Source organism: uncultured Bacteroides sp. (assembly GCF_958445495.1).
In the GTDB taxonomy this organism is placed as follows: Bacteria; Bacteroidota; Bacteroidia; order Bacteroidales; family Bacteroidaceae; genus Bacteroides.
This window is the reverse complement of sequence record NZ_CAUCSQ010000009.1, coordinates 70,000-85,701: the sequence shown is the minus strand read 5'-3', so window position 1 is coordinate 85,701 and position 15,702 is coordinate 70,000. Positions and strand designations below refer to the sequence as shown.

Below are 15,702 nucleotides of genomic sequence, written 5' to 3'. Positions count from 1 at the left end.
ATAGATTATTTAATTATAGGTTTCACGAATATGCCTGATTTTCAACGGCAATTTTTCCCCTTTCCCGATATGGGGAGAGGTAATCGTAACCGTCTTGCGTTCTCCGGGCAACAAGTCGAAAAAGTTGTCGCTGAACCGGGCTCCCTGAACAGGGACCTCGATAAAGACATCTTTGGCAAGGCCGGCAGAAAACAAGGACAACTCACATTTGCCGTCGCTCTGTTTCAATTTACAAGTTATGGCAGTTTCGGGCAGCAGCAAATCTTTCGTCTTTTCGAAGAAATAGACGTTTTCCGCTACGGTACGTCCCGTTTTGTCCTTCAATGCCAGTTGCAGGAAGCAGCGCCGGCGTTCCTCCCCGGACAGCCAGGTGTCGGTTTTCACCCGGTAGACGCAGCAGGAAGTGTTTGCCGGAAGCGTCAGGGACTCCAGACGTACCGGTTTGCCTTGCCTTTTCCCGTTAAAGTCGAGTATCTTCATTTCCAATGTCATGCAGTCCGCCGTATCCAAAAGGTCAGATATCAGGTAAATACCGAGACTGTCATTCTGCTGGACAGGATTAATGAGAATAGGGGCAAAAGCCCGCTTCGCCTGATAATGCAAGGCTTTCCAGTTGCCGTAGTAGTCGATGCCCGACCAGGATACGACAGGCCAACTGTCATTCAACTGCCAATATAAAGTGCCCATGCAATACGGGCGGTTTCTGCGATGCGCCTCCAAACCGCGGCGTATCCCCTGCCCCTGCAAAACAAGCCCGATATAGACAAAATCCTCGAAGCGTTCCGGAACGATGTAGTCCCGTTCCATATACGTACGAATCAGAGCGTTGCCGATGCTGCTTTTCTGATGGGCGTTCATGACTTCCGATTCGAGCCGGTAGTCTTCGGGAGATGCGAATGCAGCGATGGTTTTCATCTCCGGAAAAGACTGGAAACCGAACTCGCTCATGAAACGGGGCAATTCCGTGTCCAATGATTCGAAAGGTTTCCGCCCGTACCAGACTCCCCAGTTATGGCTGTCGCCCGTCCCCCACGACTCAGGGCGCCCCCAGTTGGCGAAGTAAGGCGAGCTATGGATATAGAAACGCCCGGCATCCAGCTCCTCCACCTTGGCGGGAAGAAGCCGCCGGAAAAGTTTGTCGTAACCGCGGAGCATTTCCTGATAAACCTCCTGAGTGAATTTCTTTTCGAATCCCCAGTATTTAAGGGCTTCGAGAATTTCGTTGTTACCGCACCACATCGCCAGAGACGGATGGTTGCGCAGACGGCGGATGTTGTAGCATGCCTCCGCCTCCACCCTTTTCAAGAACGCGGTATCAGACGGATAAGAAGTACAGGCAAACATGAAATCCTGCCATATCAGGATTCCATTCTCGTCCGCCAAATCATAAAAACGGTCGTCTTCGTAAGTCCCGCCCCCCCATACACGGATAACGTTCATATTCGCCTCCCGGATATCCCTGAACAGAGTCCGGTAGCGTTCGGCGGTTACGTTAGTCAGCAAGGCGTCCTGCGGTATGTAGTTAGCTCCTTTGGCAAACATCGGGATGCCGTTTACCTCGAAATAGAAAGACTCCCCGTCTTTGTCTTTTTCATTTACCAGGCGAACGGTACGCAGGCCGATGCGGTGGGAACGCTCGGCAACGATATCGCCTTGAACGGCGATTCGGGCGGAAAAGTCGTATAAAGCCGCTTTCCCCCAGCCGTTCGGCATCCAGCGTACCGGCGAGAGGATTTCCACAGGGATACGGACACTGTTGATACCGGGTTGCAAGGTGACAGTCCGGCTGACGGCGGATTCCTGTTCTCCTTCAAACGAAACAGTGATTTTCACTTCCGCCTCCACCGATCGGGGAAGTATGTTGTTTATCTCCAACTCATTGGACAACTTTGCCACCCGGTCGGTCAGGGAGAGTTGCTTCACATGATAGTCGCTGATAGAGGCGGCATCATAAAAACGGAGGGTCACCGGTCGCCATATCCCGCTGGTTACCATGCGGATTCCCCAGTCCCAACCGTAGCTGTAAGGAGCTTTACGGGAGAACACGCTCAGATGTTTCTCGTGGTGGTCGTTATCGGCGGGGTAATTGAATCCGTTCGAAGCGTATTGAGGCAGCGTCTGCCGGATGGGTGAATGAAAATAGACGTGAAGGAGATTCTCTCCGAGACGAAGATGTTGTTTGACGGGAAGCGTATAACCCACGAACATATTGTCGGCTTTCAGCAGCAATGCCCCGTTGAGGTAAACGTCGGCATAAGTGTCAAGCCCCTCAAATATGAGCTGGGCATCGTCACGTTCCAATTGTCCGGCGGTGACTGTGAAAGCGGTCCTGTATTCCCAGTCTTCATTTTCCACCCACTGGATTTTCTGTTCGTTAGTACCGTAAAAAGGATTGGGAATGAGGTTATGATGAATAAGGTCCTGATGCACCGTACCGGGCACTTCGGCAGCGCGCCACAGCTCTGTGCCTGCTTGAGAAAACTCCCAACCTGTGTGCAAAGTCAAAACTTCCGAATTATCATTGCTTTGGGCATAGGCCAAGCTGCAACAGCAGAGTAGTCCGCACGCTATTTGAGCTTTTCTTCCGGTCAAATTAATCATCATAGTGGGGGTATTAGATATTAACGGTGTCAAAGATATTATTTTTCCTTTAGATTTCACAGATAATTTAACAAAATATATAGTACATCTGCCAATCGGTCAGGAATGAAGAAAATATAAAATGCCGGAATAATGGAAGAAAAAAACATCTGTTATCCGGAATACTGTGAAAAACACGGTAAAAAATCCCTTCTTTAATCTATTCAGGCTAAAGAAAGGATGCTTTGACAAAGCCGGTGTAACAGATACTTTTAGAAACCGGCATTATTCTTATGTTTTCGACTGTTTCTTCTTTAATTTTTTCTGAATATTGTCTTTTCCAACTTCTTCCTGAACGTTGTCTTTTCAACCTCTTACGAACGTTATCTTTTCAGCCCCTTACGAACGTTGTCTCTTTACTCTTCCCAACTATCGTTTTTTCTCCGACCGTCGTGTCTTTATTCGGCAAAGTCCCGTGTTTCAACCGTAATCTTTATAATTTCAGGAGTACGTACACCCGGTTTCAATTCTCCGTTTATATTGTAAAAAGTTTTATTCCACCCTGCCAATGCAGCTCCGGCACGAGCCGTTTGCGGGGTACGGGCAACCTCCTGCCAAATATTCCGATTAGCGTTATACACCAATATCCGGTCATTGAACTTATACCATTCCACAGGATGAAGGAGGTAATCCTTTTCAGGATGCCGGAGAGCCGCAAGGAAAATATCTTTGTTCACTCCGCCCGTGCAAAGAATCAGACTGTCATTCACAGCAACGGCCATTCCACCACCCAAAGACACAGTTTCCCCGTCATCTCCCGCCGGCGTAGCTACGGGAGTCCACTGCCGGGAAACGGACGAATAACAATAACCGTCGGTAGAAAGCGTAGCGGGTCTGCCATCTACGGAAGCCGCGAATCCTCCCCACAGGTAGATACGGGTTTCGTCACCCTTGCGTTGTCCGGCACAGACAGGTTGCACCCGTGCTGCTCCGGGAAATTCGGGAAGACTTTGCCAACCTGCCTCAAGATTGTCCAAATCAAGGCAAAGAAAAGAATTCGAAGGTTTTCCATTCCTGTTTCCACCTGTGATGAAAAGACGGTTACCAACCAGAGTCCCATACATATTATCCAATGCGTAAGGCAAATCAGGCAATGTCTCCAAGGCAACCTTGCCTTTCCTTTCGTCCCACCGGATTTTGTAAACGGCAGCCAGTGCACCCCGGCCATTCATACCGCCCGCACAGACAATACCGTCAGGACAAGATACGGAAACACCGTATGCGGCAGGCGAAGGAAGTTCGCCGACCTTGCGCCAGAACAACAGAGAATCGGGATTCATTTCCGCCGCATAGATACCCCGGTAATATTTCTTCTTTCCGCCTTCGCTGGCAGGTGTTCCGGGAAAGTTACAACCGCCTGCCACGAATAACTTCCCGTCCAAGGTCCCCGCATAACAGGCGGAAACGCCTGAACCGATACCTCTCTCCGACTCCGGGAAACCCTTCATCTTCTGCAACCGGACACCCCGGATGAAAGATTCCGGCGCTTCGGCCCTGAAAGTGGAAGCGGGCAGCCCGGCTTCATTTACCAGATTCGCCCTGGTGAAAGGCTGCCAGCCGTAGCGGACATAACGGGGACGCCTCACTCGGTTGCTATATACCTTAATACATGCAGACTCCGCCATTACCTCTGCCGTTGCCGGAAAATAAAGCCCCTCCGTCTCCGCCACTTCAAAAGTACGTATCGGAGAACCGTCCGAAGTTCCCAAACCTTCGGCATAATCAAAAGCGACATAAACGGCGCCGTCGCGAAAATCAGCCTGACGGAACAGCGGACCCGAAGGAATCACCTGAGACCTGTTGTAAGTCTTGTTCAATGCCCAGCGGGCCAGACGCTCTCCCACCGGTTTCTTATTTACCGGATGCACATTCAGCGAATCGCCGTGGTCGCTGGAAACAGCCATGCCCGTATGGGGAATCTCCCTCATCATCCTGCGCTGGCTATCACGGAACCAAGGCCATGAGGGACGGTCGATGCTCGATAGCTGCACATAATAGAACGGCAGAGACTCGTTATTCCAGTTTTTGCGCCAACTGCCGACGAGCAACTTGAAAAGTTTCTCATGGGCTTCATAGTTATGGGCATTCGATTCGCCCTGATACCATATCACCCCTTTAATAGGATATTGCTCCAGCGGGCGGATACCGGACTCGTACAAATAACAAGGCTCATAAGGATGGCGCTGCAATTTATCCGTCGCCTTCCTTATATTAAGGCCGGCCCGTCCGCGCACCCAATCCTGAATAAAATTATTCCTCTTCCAATCACGGAGAATAGTGGGAAAATGATACTCCAAAGAATTCCGGTCAATCCATGATTCCGTAGGCGAACCGCCCACAGCATTACAAATCAGGCCGACCGGCACTTGCAGGCTGTCTTGAAGCATCTTTCCGAAATAATACGCCACAGCAGAAAAAGAGGCGGCGGTTTCCGGACTGCACGTTTCCCATTTCGCGGCAGTGTAATATTGAAGATGATTCAAAGAATCGAGAACCGAACTTTCCCACTCCACCGGATATGTCATCCAACGCGCTTTCATATCGAACAGACGGATGCCGGGATTGCCCGAACGGGGAATATCCCGCCCGGCGGTGGAAGCGGCTTTCAACATAAATTCCATATTGGATTGCCCGGAACACAGCCAAACCTCACCTGCCAGCACATCATTGTACCGGAGCTTCCTTTTCCCGGTGCAGACAGTCAACGTATAGGGACCGCCGGCCTTCAAAGGCTGGAGAGTAACTTCCCATTTCCCGTCGAAAGCGGTTTCCACCGTCTGCCGTTGACCGGCTATGCCGACCGTTACCCTCTCCCCGGCGTCGGCCATTCCGCGGATAGTCAGCGGACAACCGTGCTGCAACACCATCTTATCCGTATAAAGTCCGGATAACCGCAGCCCGCCGTAATCGCCGGTTATTGCAGAATAAACAGTTTTTGCAAGCATCCCCGCACCTTCGGCATTGGGATGTATGCCATCCGTCAGGACGAAAGGATAAGGATAAAGCGGTTCGTGGAAATCTATCAACCGGACTCCGGCATAACGCGCCACCGTTTCAATGGCCTGTTGGATTTGGCCGTGCCAGTCGCGTGTACCGGATTCGAAACGGGGATGGCGGTCGGCAATCGGCGTCAGCCTCGCAATCAGAATCCTGCAATCCGGATTCACCTGCCGGAAAGAGTCTATCAGAGACAGGTAATCCTTTACGAAGAAATCGCGATAGCCCGGCCAGTCACGGGGGTCAGTGTCATTGATTCCCAAATGGATGACAACGATGTCACCAGCAAAATCGAGCGCCTTCCGATACTCCTCCTGTCCGATATACGGGCGATGCCCTTTATTCAGCAGAGTAGCCCCGGACTTCCCGAAATTCCCGACCTTATAACGTTCACCCAACAACTGCTGCAACTGCGCGGGATAAGCCTGCGTCGCACGGTCGGACAAGCCGGCGCCATACGTAATACTGTTTCCGACACATGCCACTTTCACCCGTTTTTGAGCGAATACCACCCCGCAAACGAACAAACAGAATAATAATATTATACTCTTTCTCATCATTTCTTTTCTACATAAGGCCTTATTATCTCCACCCATTTCAGATAGCCTGCCCCCAAAAGATGCAGGCCGTCATTCGTATAATCCTCATTCATCTTTCCGGTTTTCTTATCCGTAAAATGAGAGTACAAATCTATATAGGCAACTCCCTCCTTCTCCGCCAAAACCTCCAGCTTCCCGTTGATTTCAGGAATATCCCGCCAACGGGCAGTATGCCCCCGGAACATTTTATAACAGTCGGTCACCGGAAGGATGCTTTGCACATACAATTCCGTTTTCGGAGAATCCATCTTTATCTTCCGCACAATCATACCGATACGTGCAACGATAGTGTCGCACGGAGTTCCCCTGCTCACATCGTTAATACCAATCAGAAGGAATATCTTGGCGGGATTTCCTTTCAATATGGCATCCAACCGGTCATATACCCCCATACAGACATCTCCGCTGATTCCCCGGTTTTTCACGCGACTGTCATTGAAAAGTTCTCCCCATTCGGCTCCGTTCGTAATGCTGTTCCCTAAAAAAACAATGTCCCTGGAGGTAACGGGCAGTTGCTCGAACAACGTGGCGCGCTGATAATAAAATGTCGAATATTTGCGTTCCTGCGCACGGCAGACAAGAGGCAGTGACATCAGAACCATCAAAAGAAAAAGTTTTTTCATATCCGTTTTATTTCAAATTTCTTTCAGGAGAATAAACAAGCCCGTCTACAGCCTTCTGTCCGTCAAGAGTGACAAAAACCGCGGTGAACATCCATTTTACCAGCCGCACCTCAGGAGTGTTGAATTTTCCGACCGGCAATTTCAAGAAAACCTTGTTCCAACCCTTGTGCAGGTTCACCTCTATGGGCGGGCGCACCACGCAGTTCTCATTGCCCAAAGCTATTTCATAGCTCCTGGTCCGGTGAACGGCCGTCCAAACCGGAGGAAGTATTTCCCGGTCATTAATCCAGATGCGGCTTCCTTTATAGTCCCACTTACCCGGCAAAGGAGGAAGGTCCGCCTCCGAACGGCTGTAATTCTGAAATTCCGCCCACAGCCCCACGGTCTGTTCTTTAGGAGAATAAACATAAGTATAGGCATAAGCCGTATGGTTCTCTTTCGGTTCTTTATAGAATGCAGGCATCAATGTACCCCACACATGACGCAGGTAAATTCCTGCGCCAACGGCCGGACGGACCTGGTAAACCTTCCCTTCATAATCATAACTGTTTGGCAGGACTTCTCCCGTTCGCAGGGTTTCCTCCGGCGGAAAGGAACGCCCCAAATCACCGCCGTTGGGAAAGGCCTCTGTGATATTCCATCTCACGTCAGTCTGCCGGACGTATGCAAACGGATAGCCGGCAAACGTATGTTCCTTATGCCATAACAGGCGACGTTCAAAATCGGCAAACTCCAGAAACGGTTCCGACTGCCTGTCCGTAGGAAGCATCGTTCCCCGCTTGTCAAAATATTCGGTTCCCCCGCCTTTCCATGCCCGTTCCGCCATCGCCAGCATATTCGGATAAAAATTGTTCCCGGCAATCATTTCCCGTTCGGAACCCACCAGCCGGTCATTCCAAACCGCCATAATCGTCCCAGCAATCCCGTCACTCCCCTGCTCTTCATTACCAACCCGGCTATGATATAAAGCGATTATATCGCCGAACGTATCGAAATGATTCAGATAGTGAAAACGGGAGTCGATAGCGGGAATCCCTCCCTGCGCTTTCCCCCGGTAACTCCAAAGCTGAGTCATGTCAACCTCTCCCGGTTTATAATGCCATCCCGGGTTCCACGAAATCACCTTCTTGCCTTTGGAACGTATATAGGCAACCATTTCCGGCACAAACCGGGGATTCGTAAACTTCACCTCATCCGTTCCTATATGAAGATAAGGCACATCAAACGTTTCACAAACCTCATCCAGCAGAAGTTTCAAAATCTTCATTCCCTCCGGGCTCTGCATGTCATGGCGGAAAGCGCGGACAAACGCCGCACTATGCCCCGGCATATCTATCTCCGGGATAAGCATCACCTGATGCGCCTTGCAGAATGCGACCAGCTCTTTCGCTTCCTCCAAAGTATAATATTTGCCGGGCATCCGGAGCATATTCGCACTGTCATTGAGCATCGGAAAAACCTTACTTTCCAGGCGCCAAGCTTGATTCTCAGTCAGATGCCAATGAAAAACATTGATTTTAAATCCGGACAATACGGCTATTTCCCGTTTCAGTTCCTCCATTGAAACATAACTGCGCCCCACGTCCTGCATGAATCCGCGGATGCGGAAAGCCGGCCAATCGACAATGGCACAGCCCCGAACCTGCATTCCCGTCCTTTTCTTCTCCACCAGTTGCCTCAACGTCTGCATCGCCCAATAGATGCCACGAACCGTTACAGCCTCGATGACAATCCGCTTTCCGGTAACGTCCAGTTTATAGGCTTCCTCCTGATTCACCGGAACTTCGGGCAATGAGGCCGATAATCTTACCTCAACGGAACGGGCGGCTTCCGGTGAAACCGTTCCTTTCATTTCGAGGATAAAATCTTCCCATTCCCGTTGAAGTACAGGCGTGGAAAGCCTTACTTCGCCCCATCGAAAAGAGGTATTGAGAGAAACGTACTTTTGCGGCAAGGGGAGCAGGTGGTTTTCACCTGCCCGTACCGCTGAAATTGTGTATAAGTTAATAAAAAAACAAATGAATACTGTCAGTTTACCCGTCATGGCATATTCGGCATAAAGCCCTATTTTATAATATCCTTCAACTTGACAGCCTGAAAAGTCATATGAGCCACGCTGCTCTCGTACAGGATTCCTACAGTCTCCCTGTCAATCATGGATAAACAGGAATACCCCCATCCGTTATCCTCATCCAGCATCAGTTGATGTTCGGGCAACCACGTCATACCGCCATCCAAACTGGCTTTAATCGTTATGTGGTTGCGTCCTTTCACCGTATCCGGATTGGAAAACAAAAGAATATCCTTATTGAGCGCGTTATCTTTCGCTTTGACACTAATCAGGCTAGCCATACAAACCGGTTCACGCAAGGCTTTGCGGGAAGACGGATGTTCCGTCCATGTTTTTCCCAAATCTCTCGTGACGGAGACAGCACGGCTGCCTCCCCGGTTATCTCTCATATTAAGCATTAACACGCCCGGCTCCACCTCCGCCACCTGGGCTTCGGTCGTATTGGTACGGGCATAGTTATGTATCTTCCATGTCTTTCCGCGGTCCTTGCTATACATGATTCCCGCATTCGGGACACGGGTGGAATCGATAAACTGGATAGGAAACACCAGTGTGCCGTCCTGCATAGTGATGCCGCGGCCGGGACCCTGCAAAAGGAAATACCATGAAGAATCCTTCACCTGTTCCGTCACATTGACAGGTTCCGACCAAGTCTTGCCGTCATCCGTACTTTTGGACATCACTAACTGAGCCGTATGATTCATATCCATTCCCGGATGAGAGCTCCACCAGGCGCGTTGATTCCCCATGCCATGCGTCCATGCAGCCACGACCCACACCGTATTGGTTTTCGTATCCACAAGAATGGAAGGGTCGCCCACCCCGTTCTGTGCGGCAGGCAAGCCGCCCGTCTGTCCGAAAGCCAAAGGCAGACGCATCTTCTCCCATGTCTTTCCGCCATCTATGCTGCGGCTCAATCCCACGTCCACATGTTCCTGCAAATCGGCGCTGTTATTGTAACGCACATCATACACCCCCAGCAACGTCCCTTTATTTGTCGTAGCCAGACCCGGAATACGGAAAGCAGCCGAACCGTCGTCACCGGCATGGCGCACCCCCACCCCTACTCTATGGACTATATTTTCCGGACTAACAGTATGTACCGCCGCCTCTTTGCCGTCCAACCGGACGGAAACGATTTTTGCCGAGACCTTGCTCAATAAAGATGCATCCGGTTTCATTTGCAGGCTGACCCAAAAATAGTTAATACCCGGAAAAAGTTGTTGATTCGCGGCCAGCGCCACTTTCCTGCCGGGATTGTCTACCTGCGATTTGCGGATTGAATAAGACGGGTTGGCAGCCAATGTTTTTCCCGGAGCATGGCTGGATATATACGATACGGGAGCAAAGAAATTCTTTCCATAATTCTGCCTGGCTTCCGTGCCGCCGTAATATAGCTTAACGGACTGTATATCCGCCAGGTTCACATCTTCGCTAAAATTCAAAACCACGTTATCCATGCTACGGCTTTCCTTTGCATTCAAACGCAACATAAACAGCACATTGTCCTGACGTTCAATCAAAACAGGAATCTGGGTTTCACGTACAAAAACGGTGTCCGAAGCTACTGACTGCAATGTTACACAGAAACAGAAAATGAGGACAATCGGAGATAAAAGCAGTTTTCTTTTCATGGTATTACTAATTGTTTGGGCGCAAAGATATAAATTTATCATATCACCAACAAATAATTAAATAATTTATTATCTAACGGATACATAATAAAACGCAACTGGAGTTCGTATCATAAGAAGCGGCTTTCCGACCGCTTCCTACGATACCTGTCATCCGTTTATCCCTGAACAACCTTTATTCCTGTTTCTTATAAGTTTCGTAACCGGGCGTCTGATAAATCAGCGGGTCATTGCCCAGCAAAGTTATATCTACCGGCCACAGCACCTTGTGAGCCTCCGTCGCCTCATCCAACGTAGGCTGTTCCGTCCCGATACTTCCTTCCTTACAGAACACCAGCGGTTTGCCGCCTTTCGTCAAAGTCATACGGCGAAGGTCCCACCAGCGCTGCCCCTCCTGAACGAATTCTTTATCTTTCTCATGTAAAATAGCCAGTTCGTTCGTCGTGAAGTCAGCATTTTCGTATCCGTACATATCCTCATCCCACGCTTCTCCATAAGCGCGCTCACGGACCTTGTTGATGTAATACGCGACATCTCCTCCCTGCATATTCTCGATTTCGGCCAACATCAGATAGACCAATGGCAAACGGTAAATGATATAATCGCCGCAATAAATACGGACCCCTTGTGCATTTACGTAACCGATATTCTTGCACACATGCGTGCCGAACAAAGACAATGTTCCGTCAGGTTCCTTGTTATAAGAAGCCATGAAAGTCGCGTCCCTGCGTGTGTCCTCCAAATCATAACTGTTATAAAGCTCCTTTTTATATTCCAACTGTTGACTGCCTGTATTGCCGATATCCATCGCATCCAGGAAACTCTCCCCATTCGCCTTGTACCGGTCTTTAGTGCTACCCGTAAGCATGGAATAAGTGAAAATATTGTTCGAATTCGTAGCCTCCCCTTCCATATAGCGGACCGCAAAAATAACCTCCTTATTGCCTTTGTTGTTTTTAGCCTCAAATACATCCGCAAAGTTGTCCATCAATCCAAGCCCGTAGTCATTTAAAACATTCAGCAAATGAGCCTTCGCCACAGCCAGATTGTTTTCGTCCGCAACATCATTCCCCGTAGTCACTTTGGAAATCCAGAGATACACCTCACCCATCAGGCATTCCGTCGCTGCTTTCGACCAATACCCTTTTTTATTTCCCCGATTATTCGGGTCGAAGGAATTATTCTCCCCAAAACACTCCATCGACTTATCCAAATCTTTCTTTATCTGCGTCATTACCTCCTGGGGAGTGGCACGTCCCAAATAGAGCTGGTTAGGGTCAATCACACCTTCCACCACGTCTGCCGTCAGGCGCAAAGGCACTCCGCCGTAGGTGCGGTATAAGTCGAAATAGTAGAAAGCCCTCAAACCGTAAGCTTGTCCCAGATAATACTCCTTCTTCGCCTCATCCATGTAAGTGGCTTCCGTCACCCTGGCAATGAAGAGGTTTATATTTGTCAAACGCCCGAAAATATCTCCGAATTTAGAAACTCCGGTATGAGCCTCATCAAAATTCTGCAATTTAATATCCCCGTACAACATTCCCATGCCATCCGAGCTAGTCCCGGCCGCTATCAAGTTTCCTCCTCTGGCCTCCCCCCATAAAAAGGTATGTTGAAATGCCGCATCACGCAAATGTTTATGAATGCCGTCCATATACCCTATCACATGGGCTTCAGTCTTCCAGTAAGAACCGCTTCCATAGTAATCGACAGGAGCCAGATTCAGCTTGTCGGCGCAAGAAGAACAGACACCTCCCGTTATGACTGCGAACAGGCTGCAGAAAAATGTGTATTTTACTTTTTTCATAATTTCTTTCTTTTAAAGTTAGTTACTTAAAACGTTACATTCAATCCGAACAAAAGTGTTCTCGGCAAAGCGTATCCGGAACCGGCACTGGAAACTTCGGGAGTAGCCACATTGGCAGAAGTTATGTATCCCAAATTCTGTCCGGTGACAGAGACATCCACCTTCCGGCAGAAGATTTTCTTAGCCCACATTTCCGGCAACGAATAAGTCAGCGACAACTCGCGGACAGCCAGATAATTGCCCTTATAAGCAAACATCGTGGAATTACGGGCGTAATTGGCATTTGTCAGCAAATCGGCATAAGCAAAACGCGGATATTTCGCATTCACATTCTCTTCCGACCATGTGTCATATACGTCCGTGGTCGTATTATACGTACCCTGCGCACAAGCGAGGAAAACTTCCGGAGTAGTATGGTCGTAAATCCAGTAATCGAAAGCAAAGTCAAAACGCCCGTACAATTGGAAATTCTTCCAGCGCAACGTCGTGTTAAAGCCGCCTATCCAATGCGGAGTGGTATTGCCCGCCACCACCTGGTCATACTGGTCAATCATGTTGTCGCCATTGATATCTTTCCATTTCATATCGCCGGGCATGATAGGCAAAGCATTCTTCTGCTCGGCTTTAGTCAGTTTCTTCCATGCTTCGGGACCATACATTTTCTTACCGTAATAATTTCCCGATGTAATAACCAGGTCACCGGGGATTTCATCCCAACTGCGATAGATACCTTCTGACTGGTAAACCACCATCACACCCGGTTCCATACCTACCTGGGTCCCTCCGACCCAACGTTTCACGTATTCAATCTCCCCTTTCTCATTCGTGAAACTTTCTCCCGTATATATCTGCTGTCCTCCCTGCCGATTGCGTTCCAAACCGTTGTCCGGTAAAGAAATAACCTTATTCTTGTTGTACGCAATGTTACCGGACAAATTCCATGTCCAGTCTTTCGTGTTTATAATCTTCCCGGAAAATTCAATCTCCAACCCCCTGTTACGGAATTCCCCATTGTTATTTTTTATAGAAGAGAAACCCGTTGTCGAAGGCAAGCTGAAATTCGCATATTTATCCGAAGTCAAACGATTGTAAAAGGTAAAGTTGGTATTCAGGCGGTTGTCCAGGAAACTCAAATCCAGACCAACCTCGGCAGTCCGCGTTTTTTCCCATTTCAATCCCGGATTAGGCAACGAGCTTATCAAAAATCCCGTATTGCCATTGTAAGCCGCCGAAGTGTAAGACCCCTGCAACGTATAGGCGCCGATTCCCGTGGCATTACCGTTCACACCGTAACTGGCACGCAACTTTCCGAACGAAAGGAAAGGAACGGCGTCTTTCACAAACTGCTCCTGCCCGAATATCCATCCCGCAGATATTCCGGGGAAAAATCCCCAGCGATTATCGCCCAATAAAGAAGAATAACCGTCATGACGGAACACCGCCGAAAGCAAGTATCTCCCTTTGTAATCATAATTCACCCTGCCGAAATAGGAAAGAATGCGATACTGCTCATGCCAAGAATCGATGGAACGTTTCCCTTCATCCTTTACCGTCAAAGCCAAATCCGCGAAATCATCTGTCGGTGCACCCGAACCAGAAGCGGAGAATCCCCGTTTTTCATTGTCATAATACTCCATACCCAGCATCGCACTTACATTATGCTCCTTAGAGAACGTACGCGAATAATTCAACACCGCATTATAAGTCTGCGCAAAGTTACGTTCAAACTTGGCGGAAGTATTGCGGGAAGTCGTATAATGATTCGTCAACATATTATCCAAATAATCCTTCGTAAAGCTTTCATACAACCCTTCCGAATAATACCAATTGGCGGAAGCTTTCACATATAGCCCTTTCATGATATCAACCTGGAAAGACTGTATCATGGTAAACTTATCCGTTTGATTGAAACTCGTCCATTTTTCCGGCTGAAAAGACTGGTTGCCGTCCGCTACATTCGGACCGAGAGTTTTGTTGCCCTCCTCATCCTCAAAACGCGCAGTAGGAGGAGTAGACATAATACGTCCGAAATAATTGCTCTCACTCGTATTTGAACCGGGCATATTTTTCCAGTTCGCACGATTATAGTTAAAATTAGAAATGCTCGTCAGCCAATCAGTCACCTTATAACTCGCATTCAGGATAAAGCTGTAACGCTCATAATAGGTATTGATAGGCAAGCCTTCCTGGCGGTTATAGCCGACGCCTGCATAATAGGTCGCCCTATCCCCGCCCCCGGACATATTCACGTTATAATCCTGAGAAAAAGACGGGTTATTCAAGTTATAATCAGCGGGACTCATATCCTTATATATAATTGTCTGTGTCGGGTCCAAAGGGTCAATCATTTCTTTCCAACCGTGCTGTTGCACCAAATAAGCATTATCGGCAGTTTTACCCATAACATTCCATGCCGACTTGCCCAATTCGTTTCCTAACCCGAAAGGAGACGCACCTGTCAGATTGCTCAACGGGGCTATCGATACATACTCCCCGTCACTACAATAATACCCGGACTTTGAATAAGCCGTACGCAAAGTCCTGATATATTCCTCTCCGTTCAGGAATTCATAAGGGTTATTGACATAGTTCAATCCCATTTTTATTTTCAGGTTAATTTCCCGATGCCCCTTTTTACCGCTTTTCGTGGTGATAAGAATCACGCCGTTACTTGCACGGGCACCATAAAGGGCAGTCGCTCCCGCATCTTTCAGTACCTCCATGGATTCAATATCTTCAGGATTTATATCGCTCAAACCATCCCGGAGCTGACCATCGATAATAACCAACGGGGAACCGGTACCATTAAAATCCGTACCGCCACGAAGGACAATGGCAGGCGTAGCGCCCGGACTTCCCGACGACTGGGTTACTTTCAAACCCGCCACCGCACCGGAAAGAGCCTGGGCAGGATTGGAAAACAAGCCGACTTTTAAAGTTTCTTCATTTACCTTGGAAATGGAGTTAGTAACCTTTGTACGCAACTGCCTGCCACCATACCCCGTGACAACGACCTCCTCCAGCATTTCGGAGTTCTCCTTCATCCGGATTTTCAAAGAAGTCCTCCCCTTCAATTCAATAGTCTGCGTCTGAAATCCGATGTAGGAAATTTCGATTTTGGCATTCGGCCCGACCGTTAAGGTAAATCTGCCGTCAATGTCGGTGATGATACCATTCGTGGTACCTGCTTCAACAACACTTGCACCGATTACGGGTTCACCGGTTCCATCCGTCACCACACCGGTAACTGATTTTGTCTGTGCCAAAACTCCTATGGAACTGAATAGGCACAACATCAACAAAAGGATGTCTTTTTTCATTAGTATTACTT

Annotated in this window: 7 protein-coding genes; all 7 read right to left on the bottom strand. The window is 48.8% G+C overall.

The features are described 5' to 3' along the window. Positions 1 to 9 precede the first annotated feature (9 nt). The 7 genes from Q5076_RS05055 to Q5076_RS05025 all read right to left on the bottom strand — a co-directional run bounded on the left by Q5076_RS05055 (position 10) and on the right by Q5076_RS05025 (position 15,691). A complete protein-coding gene (locus Q5076_RS05055) occupies positions 10 to 2,604 on the bottom strand; it encodes a glycoside hydrolase family 2 protein (protein ID WP_303011340.1) in 2,595 nt (864 codons plus the stop codon). A gap of 434 nt (positions 2,605 to 3,038) precedes the next feature. Continuing rightward, positions 3,039 to 6,194: a cyclically-permuted mutarotase family protein gene (locus tag Q5076_RS05050; RefSeq protein ID WP_303011339.1), complete on the bottom strand. Its 3,156-nt coding sequence runs from the start codon at positions 6,192 to 6,194 to the stop codon at positions 3,039 to 3,041. Further along, on the bottom strand, positions 6,194 to 6,859 hold the full coding sequence (locus Q5076_RS05045; protein ID WP_303011338.1) for an SGNH/GDSL hydrolase family protein: 666 nt from the start codon (positions 6,857 to 6,859) through the stop codon (positions 6,194 to 6,196). The genes Q5076_RS05050 and Q5076_RS05045 overlap by 1 nt, the downstream gene beginning before the upstream one ends. Before the next feature lie 7 nt (positions 6,860 to 6,866). Next, entirely contained in the window at positions 6,867 to 8,903 is a 2,037-nt protein-coding gene (locus tag Q5076_RS05040; RefSeq protein ID WP_303011335.1) for a family 20 glycosylhydrolase, read from the bottom strand. 20 nt (positions 8,904 to 8,923) lie between these two features. Further along, positions 8,924 to 10,564: a sialidase family protein gene (locus Q5076_RS05035; RefSeq protein ID WP_303011333.1), complete on the bottom strand. Its 1,641-nt coding sequence runs from the start codon at positions 10,562 to 10,564 to the stop codon at positions 8,924 to 8,926. Between the two features lie 175 nt (positions 10,565 to 10,739). Then, positions 10,740 to 12,371: a RagB/SusD family nutrient uptake outer membrane protein gene (locus Q5076_RS05030; RefSeq protein ID WP_303011331.1), complete on the bottom strand. Its 1,632-nt coding sequence runs from the start codon at positions 12,369 to 12,371 to the stop codon at positions 10,740 to 10,742. A gap of 26 nt (positions 12,372 to 12,397) precedes the next feature. Continuing rightward, the gene (locus tag Q5076_RS05025) at positions 12,398 to 15,691 is read right to left on the bottom strand and encodes a TonB-dependent receptor (RefSeq protein ID WP_303011328.1); all 3,294 of its coding nucleotides are present in this window, start codon (positions 15,689 to 15,691) and stop codon (positions 12,398 to 12,400) included. Positions 15,692 to 15,702 lie beyond the last annotated feature (11 nt).

What these genes read in the sequence shown, in the direction of transcription:
- Q5076_RS05050 (WP_303011339.1), bottom strand. Translation starts at nt 6,194, where the DNA reads ATGAGAAAGAGTATAATATTATTATTCTGTTTGTTCGTTTGCGGGGTG.
- Q5076_RS05040 (WP_303011335.1), bottom strand. Translation starts at nt 8,903, where the DNA reads ATGACGGGTAAACTGACAGTATTCATTTGTTTTTTTATTAACTTATAC.
- Q5076_RS05045 (WP_303011338.1), bottom strand. Translation starts at nt 6,859, where the DNA reads ATGAAAAAACTTTTTCTTTTGATGGTTCTGATGTCACTGCCTCTTGTC.
- Q5076_RS05025 (WP_303011328.1), bottom strand. Translation starts at nt 15,691, where the DNA reads ATGAAAAAAGACATCCTTTTGTTGATGTTGTGCCTATTCAGTTCCATA.
- Q5076_RS05035 (WP_303011333.1), bottom strand. Translation starts at nt 10,564, where the DNA reads ATGAAAAGAAAACTGCTTTTATCTCCGATTGTCCTCATTTTCTGTTTC.
- Q5076_RS05030 (WP_303011331.1), bottom strand. Translation starts at nt 12,371, where the DNA reads ATGAAAAAAGTAAAATACACATTTTTCTGCAGCCTGTTCGCAGTCATA.
- Q5076_RS05055 (WP_303011340.1), bottom strand. Translation starts at nt 2,604, where the DNA reads ATGATGATTAATTTGACCGGAAGAAAAGCTCAAATAGCGTGCGGACTA.